The following is a 15,032-nucleotide window of genomic DNA, read 5'->3' on the forward strand; positions in this document are numbered from 1 at the left end:
CACTTTGTTTTATAACTTACCAACGTTTTGTCTTCTTCAAAGTTTCTATTGTTTCTAAGATCTTGTTCAAATAAGGGTTTGTTAAGTTTAAGTCTCACTAAAGAACACTGGTAATGAGAACATTGATTTGTTTAGAACCCGGAGTTTTAAAAAGCTCCACCGCTAACATGCCAGAACCTAAAGATGGTAATGCTATACTGCGTATAAATAGAATAGGCATTTGCGGAACTGATATTCACGCTTTTGAGGGCACGCAGCCTTATTTTTCATACCCGCGTGTTCTGGGTCACGAGCTCTCGGCAGAGGTGGTTAGCGTATCAGTAAATAGCGGTTTTATTGCTGGGGATGTTGTGACGGTGATCCCCTACAAAAACTGCGGTACTTGTATCGCCTGCAGGAATGGCAAAGAGAATTGTTGCGTGCAGATGCAGGTATATGGCGTACACGCTGATGGCGGCATGGCAGAGTTTTTTCAGGTTCCCGAGCGTTTACTTGTGCACGGGCAAGGGCTCAATCATGACGAACTTGCCTTGGTAGAACCCCTTGCTATAGGCGCACACGCAGTAAGGAGAGCTGGTTTAGTGCCCCGCGAGTTTGTTTTGGTAAACGGAGCTGGCCCTATTGGCTTGGCAGTAATGACATATGCAAAGATTGCTGGCTGTAAGGTGATTGCTGCTGACGTTAATCCGTATCGCCTTGAGTTTTGTCGCGATAAGGTGGGTACTGAGTACCTTGTCAATCCGGCTGATGGAGATATGGAAACAAAACTACAGCATATCACCAGCGGTGATATGCCGACGGTGATATTTGATGCAACCGGCAATAAACAGGCTATTGAGAGTTCTTTTTCATACATGGCGCATGGCGGCAGGTATGTTCTGGTAGGGTTACAAAAAGGGAACATTGAGGTTAATCATCCAGAATTCCATAAGCGGGAAGGGACACTGTTAAGTAGCCGCAATGCCACCCGGCAGGATTTTGAGCAAGTTATATCCAGCATTCAGCAAAAGTTGATTGATCCCACGGTATTCATTACTCATCGTGCTGACTTTTATGATACAGATGATAATCTTCAATTATATCTAACAAAGGAGAAGAACCTGATTAAAACGTTACTCTGTTTATAATATCACGCATAAATTGATGCCCGTTGCTTACGATAGAAGGCAGAAAAAAAGCTATTTTAGTGCACTAACCAAGCCATCGTGAAAAATCATCTATTCACCTCATTTTATCTTCATCTGTTTATAGGAGCCACCTTATTTGCTCCAGCTGTTGCTGCTGCTCAAAATATCACAATACCCGTCGAGACACAGCACAATGCGCTGGTTTTGCAAACAGATGCAGGTAAACACCTTAAAATGGTATACTTCGGTGCTAAGCTAGCTAATGCTGCAGAGTACGCGTCTATAAAAAAGATGTACCGCCAGGCAGATGATTCTGAAGTGCTTGACGAGGCTTACATGCCCTCGGGTTCTGAGGCTTTAGCCGAACCCGCAATAACTGTGACCCATTCAGATGGCAACAAATCATTAAGCCTGGCCTACGTAAGTCACACGGTTAGGAAGATAGATGATAACGTTTCCTTGCTTACCGTAAACCTAAAAGATCCGGCTTATCCTTTTGAAGTTCAGCTCTGTTATAAAACATTCTATAAAGAAGATGTCACTGAACAATGGTGTACTATCAGGCATAACGAAAAAGGTGTTGTTACGCTAAATAAGTTCGCTTCCGCTAATTTAAACCTAAAAGGCGATAGCTTTTGGTTAAAACATTATCATGGTAATTGGGCGCTGGAAATGCAACCTGAAGAAACCAAACTCACTCACGGTATTAAAACGATAGATACTAAGCTGGGCACTCGCGCTAATTTGTATGAACAATCTATGTTCATGGTTTCTATAGACAAGCCAGCGACTGAAGATGAAGGTAAAGTGTTGTTTGGCGCCGTGGAGTGGTCTGGTAACTTCCGCGAAGATTTCGAACTGGATGTATCCAATAACCTGCGGGTAATCGCCGGCATAAACAATGCAGCCGCGGAATATCACCTGAAAGCAGGGGAAGACTTTATAACACCTGCGTTATTGTACACTTATTCTGACCACGGCAGGGGTGATGCGAGCCGGAAGCTACAGCGATGGGCACGCAAATACAAAATTGTAAATGGCGAAGGCGACAGGTTAACGCTCCTGAACAACTGGGAAGCCACTTACTTTGATTTTAATGAGACCAAACTGGCTCAATTGTTTAAGGACACCAAGAAGCTTGGAGTAGACCTGTTTTTGCTGGATGATGGCTGGTTTGCCAATAAGTATCCCCGCAACAGCGATAATGCAGGTTTGGGCGACTGGCAGGAAAACCGTGCAAAGCTGCCTAACGGCATTGGATGGCTAGTAAAAGAAGCACAAAATAACAGTGTTAAGTTTGGCATTTGGATTGAACCGGAAATGGTAAATCCTAAAAGCGAGTTGTACGAGAAACATCCGGACTGGGTGATAAAGCAACCAAACCGACCGGAAAAATACTTTAGAAACCAGTTGGTGCTTGATCTATCCAACCCAAAGGTGCAGGACTTTGTATTCGGCATTGTTAATGATCTTTTCACCAAACATCCTGATCTTGCTTACATTAAATGGGACTGTAATGCTGTTATTTACAATGCATATTCTGCCTACTTGGGTAAGAACCAATCGCATTTATATACCGATTATGTGCGAGGCTTGTACAAGGTATTAGACAGGGTCAGAGCTAAATACCCCAAGGTGCCCATCATGCTTTGCTCAGGTGGTGGCGGCAGGGTAGATTATGGAGCGCTTAAATACTTTACCGAGTTTTGGCCGAGCGATAACACTGATCCACTTGAGCGTGTGTTCCTGCAATGGGAGTATTCTTATTTTTTCCCGGCCATTACCAGTTCCAACCATGTAACCGACTGGGGAAAGCAGCCAATAAAATATCGTGTAGATGTAGCTATGATGGGTAAGTTAGGCTTTGATATTGTGGTAAGTAAGCTGAATGAAAACGACTTAGCTTTTTGTCAGCAGGCAATACAAAACTACAATGGCTTAAAAGAGGTGATATGGCACGGCGACCAGTACCGTTTGCTAAACCCATGGGAAAACGATGCAGCATCGGTAATGTATGTTAACGAGAACCGTTCGAGGGCAGTTGTTTTCAATTACCTGGTTAATAACCGCTATGATAAAGGCACTAGGGTTCCTGTGAAGTTCAAGGGGCTTGATCCGTTGAAGAAGTATGAGGTTAAAGAGATCAATGTTTACCCGGGCGGTAAGCCGGCTGTAAGTAACGCTACTTACTCGGGCGATTTCCTGATGAACGTAGGAGTCAATCCAAACGTAAACGCTGGGCATACAAGCGTCGTTTTGCAGCTGGATGAAGTGAAGTGATGCCGAATAATTGTAAGAAATACATTAATTTACTTTAAGCAAGCAGATATTGCTTTATTTGCATACTGCTAAACACCGCATCTCTTTAAATGAAAAGATATTGTCTCACACTTGATCTTAAGGACGATCCGCAGCTTATAGCTGAATACGAGGAGTATCATAGTGCTGTTTGGCCGGAAATACTGCAGAGCATTACCGATAGCGGAATAGAACATATGGAGATATACCGGTATGGCAGTCGGCTTTTTATGATTATGGAAGTAAACGAAACGTTCAGCTTTGAAGCAAAGAGCGCCGCGGATGCATCCAACAGCAAAGTACAGGAATGGGAAACGTTAATGTGGAACTATCAGCAGCCATTACCCGGCGCTAAGCCTGGCGAAAAGTGGATTCTTATGGAAAAGATTTTTGATTTATAATATTACAACAAATGGCTGAGAGGCACACCTATCTGCAAATACACCCAAATGATAACGTATTAGTAGCGTTGACAGATTTATCTGCAGGTACAGCTGTTAATTTTAACGGGATCGATTTGGTTCTTGTTGATAATGTGGCAGCAAAGCACAAGTTTTCGCTGCACGAGTTTAATACTGGGGACGAAATATTCATGTATGGTGTACTCGTCGGGAAGGCAAGCCAATACATTCCTCAAGGTGGTGTTATTACCACAGAGAACATCAAGCACGCTTCCAGCGATTTTCATCTAGGAGAGCGTAAGATTACCTGGCAACAGCCTGATGTAAGTAAATATCAGGGTAAAACTTTTATGGGTTTTCATCGGGCCGACGGATCTGTTGGGACGGGTAATTACTGGTTGGTGATACCTTTAGTTTTTTGCGAAAACCGCAACATTAATGTGCTTAAAGAAGCACTATCTGCAAAACTGGGCTTTGCTAAGCCTCGTGGATATGAGAACGAAGTGGACAGCCTCGTGGAAATGTACCAAACTGGCAAATCGGTTGAGGATATATTGAATGCTGATTTGCAAATGACACCCGCACAGCACCCAACAAGAAAGCTGTTTCCGAATATAGATGGTATTAAATTTTTGAATCATGAACTGGGCTGCGGCGGCACTAAAACAGACAGCGACGCGCTTTGCGGGCTATTAGCAGGGTACATAACACACCCGAACGTTGCAGGTGCAACTGTGCTTAGCCTCGGCTGCCAGCATGCACAGGCAGGCATATTACGTGACGAGATTGCGAAGCGTGATCCAAACTTCAACAAGCCACTGGTAATGCTGGAACAACAACAATTGGGTACTGAAAGCCGCTTATTGCACGAGGCCTTAAAACAAACATTTGCGGGTTTGATGCAGGCCAATCAACAAAGCAGGCAGCCGGCGCCGTTGTCAAAACTATGTATTGGACTGGAATGTGGCGGGTCTGACGGTTTTTCGGGGATATCGGCTAATCCTGCCTTAGGCTATTTGTCAGACATGCTGGTAGCTATGGGTGGCAGCATTATCCTTGCTGAGTTCCCTGAACTTTGCGGGGTAGAGCAGGAGCTAAGCGATCGCTGCGTCGACATTCCAACTGCAGATAAGTTCATGCACTTAATGCGCACTTACAATGCACGGGCAGAGGCTGATGGCTCTGGCTTTTATGCAAACCCTTCACCAGGAAATATCAGGGATGGATTAATAACCGACGCGATTAAGTCTGCAGGAGCGGCTAAAAAAGGCGGCAGTTCGCCGGTTGCAGCCGTGCTAGATTATCCGGAAAAAGTTAGCAAGCCGGGTTTAAACCTGCTTTGTACCCCGGGCAGCGACGTGGAAAGTACAACAGCGGAGGTTGGTTCGGGAGCAAACATTGTACTTTTTACTACAGGGCTGGGCACGCCAACTGGAAACCCAATAGCACCGGTGGTAAAGCTGTCAACCAACACTAAGCTTTATAACCGCATGCCCGACATTATAGATGTTGATTGCGGAACCATTATAGATGGTTTAGAGACCATTCCGCAAGCAGCCGAGCGCATACTTAATTATGTTATAGAAGTAGCCAGCGGCAATATTCAACCAAAAGCTGTTGTACTTGGGCAGGACGATTTTATTCCCTGGAAAAGGGGAGTGTCATTATAAACTTTAAATATGTTCAGTTTAAAAGATAAAAGCGCGGTAGTCACTGGCGGTGGCAGTGGAATAGGCAAAGCAATATCAAAGCTTTTTGCCAGGCAAGGGGCAAGTGTGCACATTGTTGAGCTCAATGCCGAGGCCGCAGCTCAAACGGTTACAGAGATTGAAGAAGAAGGTAATAGAGCAGTGGCTCACAGCGGCAACGTAGCAGAGCAGGAGCAGATTGTCGAACTCTTTAACTCTATAGGGACAATAGATATTCTTGTTAATAACGCAGGCATTGCACATGTAGGTAACGTAGAGAACACTTCTACAGCCGACTTTGAAAAAGTTTACAACGTGAATGTAAAAGGTGCCTACAACTGCATATTTGCTGCGGTGCCGATTATGAAAGCTACTGGTGGAGGCGTTATACTCAACATGGCTTCGATAGCATCGTGGGTAGGGTTAGCCGACAGGTTTGCTTATTCTATGAGTAAAGGCGCCATACATGCCATGAGTATGTCTGTAGCGCGGGATTATCTGCATGACAATATCCGCAGCAACAGCATTTCGCCTGCAAGGGTGCATACACCATTTGTAGATGGTTTTATTGCCAAGAACTACGCCGGCAGGGAGGATGAGATGTTCGATAAACTATCTAAAAGCCAGCCTATCGGCCGTATGGCACAACCTGGTGAGATAGCCGCACTTGCTTTGTACTTGTGTTCTGACGAAGCTGGATTTATTACCGGGTGCGATTACCCTATTGATGGCGGCTTTATAAAACTTAACAACTAATTACCTATGAAATTAATACGATACGGAGCTGCCGGTCAGGAGAAGCCGGGTGTTATCATCAACGATAAGCGATATGACGTCTCAGCTGTAGTTAAGGACTACAATGAGGAGTTTTTTGAAAGTGAAGGGCTATCTGTGCTGAAAGAACATATAGCAGCTAACCCCGGTATGTTGCCGGTGGTAAGTGATGATGAGCGTTTGGGCAGCCCTATCGCACGCCCGTCTAAGATATTATGTATCGGTCTTAACTATGCTGATCACGCAAAAGAAACAAATGCGCAAACGCCATCGGAGCCTATCATTTTTATGAAGAGCACCACCTCTCTTGTTGGCCCGAATGATGATATCATGATCCCCAAGAACTCTCAAAAAACAGATTGGGAAGTTGAGCTGGCAGTGGTTATCGGTAAAAAAACCTCCTACGTAGAAGAGGCAGACGCAGAGCAATATATCGCCGGCTATGTACTGCATAACGACGTTTCGGAGCGCGAGTTTCAGCTGGAGCGTAACGGCACATGGGACAAAGGCAAAGGATGCGATACTTTTGCACCAATGGGTCCGTTCCTGGCAACTCCGGATGAAATAGGTGATGCCAATAATCTGAAGCTTTGGCTGAGTGTTAACGGCGAAATAATGCAGAATGGCACGACAGCTAATTTTATATTTAATGTTCCGTACGTTGTATCTTATATAAGCCAGTTCATGACTTTATTGCCGGGCGATGTGATATCCACAGGAACACCTGCAGGTGTAGGGCTTGGATTTAAACCGCCTGTATACCTTAAACCGGGCGATGTAGTGGAACTGGGTATTGACGGACTTGGCACCGCAAAACAGCACGTTATAGCTTATGCTAAGGCTTGATGCGCATCAGCATTTCTGGAAGTACGATCCTGTAAAGGACGCATGGATAACGGACGAGATGGCTGTACTAAAGCGTGATTTTATGCCGGAGGACCTGTCTCTGGTGTTGCATGATAATGCTATCGGTGGCTGTGTTGCGGTACAGGCCAGCCAAAGTGAAGCTGAAACAGACTTCTTAATAGATTTAGCTGCTCAAAACTCCTTTGTAAAGGGCGTTGTAGGCTGGGTCGATCTGCAAGCTGATAACATAGAAGAGCGCTTGCAATACTACCGGGAATATAGCATTGTAAAAGGGTTTCGCCATATAATACAGGCAGAAAATGCCGGTTTTATGCTAAGCGATAAATTCCAAAGGGGCATTTCTTTGTTAGATGAGCATGGGTTTAGTTATGATATCCTTATTAAACCGCAACAGCTAGAAGAAGCAGCAGCGTTGGTGGCACAATTTCCCAGGCAACAATTTGTGATCGACCATATGGCCAAGCCGCTTATTAAACAACGAGAGCTCGAACCCTGGCGGGAAGATATGATTGCTTTAGCTAAACATAAAAACGTTTGGTGCAAGGTATCCGGCTTTTGTACCGAAGCTGATTGGCAAAACTGGACTTTTGAAGACATAAAGCCATACCTGGATACCGTTTTTGAAGCATTTGGAATAGACAGATTAATGTTTGGTTCTGATTGGCCGGTTTGCTTGCTGGCAGGTGGCTATAGCCGTACCATAAGTTGCCTCAACAGTTATCTTAAAGATTTTACAGACAGTGATAAAGCGAAGTTTTGGGGCGGTAATGCTGCTTCGTTTTACCAGATTAATAGCTAAACAATATGGATCTTCAGCTTAAAGATAAAGTGATAATTGTTACCGGAGGGGCACGTGGGATAGGTAAGGGAATTACCCTTGTACTTGCTAACGAAGGCGCTATTCCGTTTATAATCAGTCGTACTGCTGCTGAAAACGAAGCAACTGTGAAGGAAATAAAGGAGGCAGGAGGAAACGCTTACCACACGGTAGCTCAGTTAACTGATCCTGAAGCATGCGAGTCTGCAGTGGCAGAGGTTGTACGGCAATGCGGCCGTATAGATGGACTGGTTAATAATGCAGGTGAGAACGATGGCGTTGGTTTGCAAAGCGGCGATTATGAACGCTTTGTTCAATCGTTACATAAAAACCTTATTCATTACTACCTGGTTGCGCACCATTCTTTACCGCATTTAATTACGTCTAAGGGCAGCATTGTTAATATTACTTCTAAGGTTGCTGATACCGGGCAGGGTGGTACATCTGCCTACGCGGCATCTAACGGTGGCCGTAACGCGCTTACGCGTGAGTGGGCGGTGGAGTTACTACCTCATAATATCCGTGTAAACGCTGTGGTGGTGGCCGAATGTTACACTCCGCTTTATGACAGGTGGATTAAAACCCTTCCAAACCCCGAAGAAAAGCTGGCTCAGATAACATCAAAGATCCCGTTAGGGCACCGTATGACCACTACTGAGGAAATAGCCAATGCTGTAGCATTTTTGTTGTCACCTGTTTCCAGTCATACTACCGGGCAGATTTTTTACGTAGATGGAGGTTACACGCATCTGGACCGGTCACTATAGCTGTTGATGCAATAATCAAAATCGGAAGCCGATGGATATATACCCTAAGCTACCATCCGGGCTTTTGCCAATTACGCCTTCAAACAAAAACGCATTGTAGGGCGTAAGAAAAATGCCGCCCCCATAAGTATCGTGTATGGTGTTGGACGACTCACCCTTTAGCCACACGCGGCCTGCATCGTTAAAAGCAACTATTCCAAAGGTAGACGGAAATACATAAGTATTGAAGTTAAACAACTTTGCCCGTAACTCGGTGTTGTTGTAAACCATTGTGTTGCCAATAAACCGGCTGGTGTGGTATCCCTGCATATTAAGCCCGCCAATGTTCATCATCTGGTAAAACTCACCTTTACCTACTATTGTTCCGGCTCCTGTACGGTTAGCCAGTACAATTGAAGAATCTGCAAGTGGCAGATAAAAGCTGAATGTTGATACCAGTGCCGCATTGGTGTGGTTACTAACATTAATACCCGTAAGGCCGGTTAGTGTTGTACTCCATACTACGCCATTGTAGGGGAACTGCTTATTTTTTCGGGTATCTAATGTGGCGTTGCCGATAGCGCCGGTATAGAACTTTAAGGCAAGCACGTTATCTTCCGGGTGAGTCTGGTTGTATTCTTTAAAAAAGTGATCTTCATTAGCACCATTGCTGGCAGTGTAAAACTGCAGCGCAGGGCCTGCGCTTAAATACCAGTTTGTGTATCTGTGACCTATGCGCACATCTGCAAATCCATAATCATAGCGGTTCCTGTAATATCTAAACTCCCGGTCGCCGCTATTATCAAACTTTACTTCGTTGCCCAAACCAAAAAAGTTGTTTGTGTTTCTAGGGCCGCGTTCCAGCACGTTCACCAGTAAATCGTTAGAACCGAAAACCTGCCTGAACTCACCGTGATAAGTGATGATGAAAGAGGAGCGTTGCAGGGTGTAGTTTACCTTTAGCTGTTGTTTATTGGCATAAGGCTCTTTATGAAAACCATAGCCTATATAGTTTAACCCCCCCACAATCTGAAAACCATCTTCAGTGCTGTAACCCATTGCTACAATCGGGCTTAAAGTATTGTACTTGTTTTCGGGCCGTTTATAACGGTTTACCATCGTGTCGTCCTTTAAAATAAGGTGAGCAGACGAGGGTGACGGTAAATTATTGTGCTGATCGGACCTGTCGTAAATAAGCAATTTATGACGGTTGTTGAGGGTACTATCAACGTAGTAACTATCCGTATCTGTCCCGCCAACCAACCGTGTTTTAATCTTAGTTGGTGTATTGCCTGTTACGTCGAATATGTTCTTTCCGTCCAAGCCATATACCTGCAGTTCCCTGGTGTATTTCTGGTCGAAAGTGCGCTGATAAATTACTTTCCCTATGCTGCTGTCTTTCTTTACTTTGTTGATGGTGAGTTCGACATTGCCATTCTTTTTGTGATCGATAGTAAACTTCTCGCTCTTGTCAGACCCGGGCACATCTACCCGTTGTGCTAAAAAATAATAGTACTTCATTACATACTTCTTAATTCTGTCGCGGCGGCGCATAAAAGTTTTGATAATGCGAGGGCCTGATACGGCATAAACATTAGGCGGCATTAACTTAACCGACCGTTTTATAAGATCATCACTTAGCGTTTTTTGCACAAATGCTATCTCCTTTTCCCAATCTTTCTGATCAAGCTCATTCAGGAAATAAAGATCGAAGCCAACTGTGTTATAGTTCCAGAGATCTATGCGGCGTATGCGTGGACTATAACGTTGCAAAGCAGGGTTTGCCAACGACATTACGTTGAAAATAGCCCCACCTGTTGTATAAAAAACCTTGTCACGATCTGTGGGGAAGGGCTCATATATGTCTTTTGTTGTATCTGGTTTGCTCCAGCGCCATTGCCCGCCGTGCCGGTCCCAGTCGCCAACCATCATGTCAAAAATACGTGCCCTAAGAATGAGGCGTGCATCCGCCTTGTTGTCGTTATTTTTCTCTATAAGGTCCTGTAGTTTTTCAGTCTTTATGTCTTTGCTTCCATTGTTCGGGCCATGTTGTTCAAATAGATAAACATGGTTGGCATATTCTTTACGGTATTTGCCTAATTGGGGGTCATCACCCAGGTAAACAATTTTAGGGTTGCTGTGTGGTATGCCCAATGCCTCTGCCATGGGTGGTACGCACAAAGCTGAGTAGGGGTGACCTATTGAACCGGCATCTACCATAAGGTCTTCTACCAGTGTGTTTTTAAATATTTTGGGCTGATCACGGGAGATAGATTTTTTTACTGAACGAAGCACCCACTCGTTTCCGCTGCTGTCCACCATTTGCAATGAACTGGTTTGATTGCCGCCACCTGTACCTGTAATCCGTAAGCCACCTTTTTCTTTATTGAGATGGAAGATGGGTATGGTTATAGGCTGTGCCCAAACCTTGCGGTAGTTAGTACCCATGAGCCACCGCTTGAATTTGCCTGCCTTGTCAAATTGGGGGTTAACAGCTATAGTAACGCTGTCCCCTTTTATCATTTGTGAAAAGGCGGTATCAGCTAGCAGGAAAAAGAACGCAGCAAAAAGTATAGGTTTATAGCTCATGTAAGGCACATAACGTTAAAGGCATCTTCTCAATATTTCTTAACAAGTGTTGGTTATAAATGTTCTTTTTCAGAACGTTAGCTTAAAGTTGACGTATGGGTACCAGCCCTCTTTAGAGTAGCCCGCCTTTAGCTGAAGCAAAGCCATGTCTGATGGGGAAAAATAGGCACCGACGCCAAAACCGTTATGCCAAACAGCGTTACTGTGTTCGCTTCGGTCCCAAACACGCCCTACATCGTAGCGTGCCGTTAATCCATACTGTCCCGGGAGTATATACGATAAAAAGCTGTTGAGGCGATATCGTGCTTCCAGGTTATTGTACAGCATTTGCTCGCCTGCAAAACGATTTTCACGATAACCTATTAAACTGTTCTCGCCACCCAGGAAAACAGATTGGTAAAAAGCTGCTTTACCAAATGTGACACCAGCTCCGGCCTTTTCTGTAATCACAAAGTTGGAATGTACATCTACGCTTTTGTATAATGTAGCTTCTGTAAGCCATTGCACATATGGTTTAGCCGAATTGCCAAAGCCGGCAAATGCCCGCAGGTTAGAATGTACGTAAACACCCCAGTTGGTAAGTATCTTTCGATTACGTTTATCGTCTATATAGGTAACAGTTAACCCTGCATGGAACTTGTTATCGCGGTAGCTGGTGCTATCATAACTGTTGATAAGTGGTGTATTGCCAATGAAGCCGGGTGATGAGTTTTGTAAAAAATGATAGTATTGGGCAGCTACACCATATTGCACACTTTCTGTATTTGCGGCGTTCTGCCAGCGCAGTGTTGCTTCACCAATGAAGTAATTGAACCTGTCCCTGTAATAACCTATGCCGTTGTCTTTATCAAACCCGGTCTTGTTACCCCTTCCAAAGAAATTTATGCTGTTGGGCAGATATGCTTCCAATTTAAACTGCTTATCCAGGTTGTTCAACCCGGCGTTAACTTCGGATAGAAACTTGATGCGTGTTGAATTATACCCAAAAGAATGACCAACCGTCAACTCAGTGGTGCTTGAGGGATTTTTGCGGAAACCCTGGTGAAGGTATTTAACACCTGCATCTGCGTAAAAGCCCTGATCCAGATCGTAACCGACACTTAACAACGGAATTACAGTGTGATACCTGTTTGTTGGTACATACGCAACATTTGACGAATCGTCTGACAGCTTTTGTTTGATGTTTGCAAAGTTTCCAAGGAAAGTGGCGGACGTAGTTTTCTCGTAAACACGCACCTTTGGCGTGGTATTCATAAAGTTGTACACCCGGTGGCCGCTTCCACCTATTATGCGGAGTTTTATAGGTGATTTGGTGTTATTTACGAATAGGCTGTCATTACCTTTTCCAGTGTACACGCGCACCTCATTAGTTGTTGCAGGATCAAAAACCCGGAAGTAAACCGTACTTCTTTCTTTAGTTATCGGCAGCTTATTGACACGTATCAGCAACTTGTTGTCGAGCGTATCTTTTATAACAAACAGTTCGCTTATGTCAGTGGCTTTTACATCTACCTTTTTGCTGAGGAAGGTGTAATACTTTTCTGATGCCTCCAGCAGAGTGGCCCGGCGCTGTTTCATCTCCTTTAGTAAACGGTCGTGACTAAGCTTGTAAATGGCCTGTGGCAAACGGCGCAGTGAGCTTTCCAGAACTGCATCTGTAAGCGAATCCTTAAAATTCCTCGTGACATCCAGCCATTTCTTTTGATCTAACTGGCTCAGAAAGCGGGTGTTAACATCATTGGAGTTGTAAAAGAAATCGTTAACCGATCTTACCGATGCGTTATAGCCCTTTAAATACCTTGCAACATACTGCTTTGCCGCCAAGTTGGGAATAAGGCCTTGGTTCACGTAAAAAGCTTCAGCACGGTCAATTGGAATGGCGGAATAATAGGTGTTTTCACCGCGCTTACTGGCCAGCCAGCGCAATTTTTCAGGTTGCTGGTCCCAGTCGCCCAGAAACCAGTCCAGCAATCTGGTTTTCAGGTATTCTACAGTATCCAGTCGATTGTTGTTGCTTTTGTTTAGTTCTGCAATCATATTCCCTGTGTTGAGGGAACTGTCGCCGGGCTCGCGGTTTTCTAAAAGAACCAGCTTTCCGGAAAATTGCGACTCATAATAACCTAATTTGCTATCAGGAGCAACATACCCAATAATCGGATTAGTGTGCCTTAAATTAACCGCCTGGGCTATAACAGGAGAAATGAGGGCACCGTAAGGGTGCTGTGCAGACATAGCATCCTTAAGCCATGATTTTGCAAAGGTTTGACTAAGTGCCTGAGGGAGAAGTACTAAAGGATATTTCTCTATACTGCTCATTATGTATGTTTTACCGGCTGCGTCTTTAAGAACAAGCGCCTGCTTCTGATGAGCGCCGCCAAACTCTACCGGCGTAAGCCCGCCTTTATACTTGCTAACTCGTATTACAGGCACAGTTGTTTTAGCCGTCCACTCACTACGATAATTTTTGCCAAACATTACCCTGTGTAGCTCATTCCTTCGGGCAAATTCGTTATTAGCACTTACTGTTATACTGTCTCCAACAACAACTTTGTCGGGCTTACTTAATGGTATTTCTACTTTAACGTAAGGCTTAGTGTAGGTAAATACTTCAGCCATTGTGCTATCTACAGTGTTGGCGTAATAAGTGAATTTTACGCTTTTATCTTCCATCTGGTCCACCGTAACATAGCCCCCGATAGCTGCTCCGTATAATGAATTTTTTCCTTTTATGGTGACAGCCCGCTTAGCGCCAGATCCGCTAACCACTTGGTAATAAGAACCATCCTTAATAAATTGTAACCCGTGTTCGTGACCAGAAACCCTGATCACATTTGGCTCAGATGCAAATACACCGTCGATCATGGCCATCATTGTGCGGTATAGAGGGTGGCCGTTATCCTCCGGGTTATCAAATGTTCCGCGCAACAGAGGGTACAAGGCACCAATAAGCGGGAAAGGTATGTACAACTTTTGATTTACCGATGTAAGCGGAAAAAGGTAATCCTTAAATACATACGTGCCGCCGTGATGACCGTAAGAACGGAAAGGGTGATGGTCAGCAAGCAATATTACTTTGTTGCGGTTTTTATAAAGCAGTTCACGAAAACGGTAGATAATCTCATCATTTGTTTGGCAGTCACAGTCGGCAAGCGGGTTGTCTTTATTGTAGAGGTAAAGCCACCATTCCGAGTCGAAGGCAATCATTACCATGTCTTTAGAGATGTTGATCTCTGTAGGGTCCGGGCAACCGTTACGCGGTACCGACTTCAACAACGAATCCTTTTGTTCTGTCAGGAACTCCCACTCTCTCTTTACTTTAGCCATGCCTAGCGGGCCCATTCTATCCCAATCGTGGTTGCCGGGGATGAAGTATACAGGGGCTCCTGCCTTGCGCATGGGTGTAAACTGCGCTTTGAGGATGTTTTTAGTACCCTCTTCCTCCTTGCTGCCGGGCATGCCCATACCAGTTGGATAGATGTTATCGCCAAGGTAAACTACTGTAGTCTTGTCTTTTATGATACGGGTGGCAGCGTTGGTGAGCACAAAGCTTTGTTGCGGGTCTATCTCGCCGGCATCACCAATAAGTATTACACGGTTGCGAACACCGGTTTGCGCCATTAACAGGCTGGGAAAGAGTAGTATAAGGGCTAGTAAAAGTTTTCTCATTAAAAATTGTGACAGTAAATAAGTGCACCGGAAACCTACTGAACAACTTACCGTTTATT

The 15,032-nt window shown here is 44.6% G+C and carries 10 protein-coding genes; 8 read left to right on the forward strand and 2 right to left on the reverse strand.

Annotation, left to right across the window (positions count from 1 at the left end; all coding sequences use genetic code 11):
* Positions 1 to 167 precede the first annotated feature (167 nt).
* The 8 genes from DYU05_RS01000 (at position 168) to DYU05_RS01035 (ending at position 8,739) form a co-directional block, all read left to right on the forward strand.
* Positions 168 to 1,127 (forward strand): zinc-binding alcohol dehydrogenase family protein, encoded by a 960-nt coding sequence (locus tag DYU05_RS01000; protein ID WP_235853929.1) that lies wholly within the window; start codon positions 168 to 170, stop codon positions 1,125 to 1,127.
* 78 nt (positions 1,128 to 1,205) lie between these two features.
* Positions 1,206 to 3,407, forward strand: coding sequence for an alpha-galactosidase (locus DYU05_RS01005; RefSeq protein ID WP_235853930.1), 2,202 nt, complete (start codon positions 1,206 to 1,208; stop codon positions 3,405 to 3,407).
* An 89-nt stretch (positions 3,408 to 3,496) separates the two neighbouring features.
* Positions 3,497 to 3,826, forward strand: coding sequence for an L-rhamnose mutarotase (locus tag DYU05_RS01010; protein WP_117381130.1), 330 nt, complete (start codon positions 3,497 to 3,499; stop codon positions 3,824 to 3,826).
* An 11-nt stretch (positions 3,827 to 3,837) separates the two neighbouring features.
* A complete protein-coding gene (locus DYU05_RS01015; protein ID WP_117381131.1) occupies positions 3,838 to 5,496 on the forward strand; it encodes a UxaA family hydrolase in 1,659 nt (552 codons plus the stop codon).
* 9 nt (positions 5,497 to 5,505) lie between these two features.
* A complete protein-coding gene (locus DYU05_RS01020) occupies positions 5,506 to 6,270 on the forward strand; it encodes an SDR family NAD(P)-dependent oxidoreductase (RefSeq protein ID WP_117381132.1) in 765 nt (254 codons plus the stop codon).
* Between the two features lie 6 nt (positions 6,271 to 6,276).
* Positions 6,277 to 7,134 carry a fumarylacetoacetate hydrolase family protein gene (locus DYU05_RS01025; RefSeq protein WP_117381133.1) on the forward strand — a complete coding sequence of 286 codons (858 nt, stop codon included), beginning with the start codon at positions 6,277 to 6,279 and terminating at the stop codon, positions 7,132 to 7,134.
* On the forward strand, positions 7,121 to 7,954 hold the full coding sequence (locus DYU05_RS01030; protein WP_117381134.1) for an amidohydrolase family protein: 834 nt from the start codon (positions 7,121 to 7,123) through the stop codon (positions 7,952 to 7,954). Before DYU05_RS01025 ends, DYU05_RS01030 begins: the two co-directional genes overlap by 14 nt.
* A 5-nt stretch (positions 7,955 to 7,959) precedes the next feature.
* Complete coding sequence (locus DYU05_RS01035) at positions 7,960 to 8,739, forward strand: SDR family oxidoreductase (RefSeq protein WP_117381135.1); 780 nt, start codon at positions 7,960 to 7,962, stop codon at positions 8,737 to 8,739.
* Between the two features lie 15 nt (positions 8,740 to 8,754).
* Here the strand turns inward: DYU05_RS01035 and DYU05_RS01040 are convergent, their stop codons facing one another.
* Both DYU05_RS01040 and DYU05_RS01045 read right to left on the reverse strand, forming a co-directional pair.
* Positions 8,755 to 11,307, reverse strand: a complete 2,553-nt coding sequence (locus tag DYU05_RS01040; RefSeq protein ID WP_117381136.1) for a BamA/TamA family outer membrane protein — start codon at positions 11,305 to 11,307, stop codon at positions 8,755 to 8,757.
* A gap of 69 nt (positions 11,308 to 11,376) precedes the next feature.
* The gene (locus DYU05_RS01045; protein WP_117381137.1) at positions 11,377 to 14,973 is read right to left on the reverse strand and encodes a BamA/TamA family outer membrane protein; all 3,597 of its coding nucleotides are present in this window, start codon (positions 14,971 to 14,973) and stop codon (positions 11,377 to 11,379) included.
* Positions 14,974 to 15,032 lie beyond the last annotated feature (59 nt).

It is taken from the genome of Mucilaginibacter terrenus (assembly GCF_003432065.1).
GTDB classification, from domain to species: Bacteria; Bacteroidota; Bacteroidia; order Sphingobacteriales; family Sphingobacteriaceae; genus Mucilaginibacter; species Mucilaginibacter terrenus.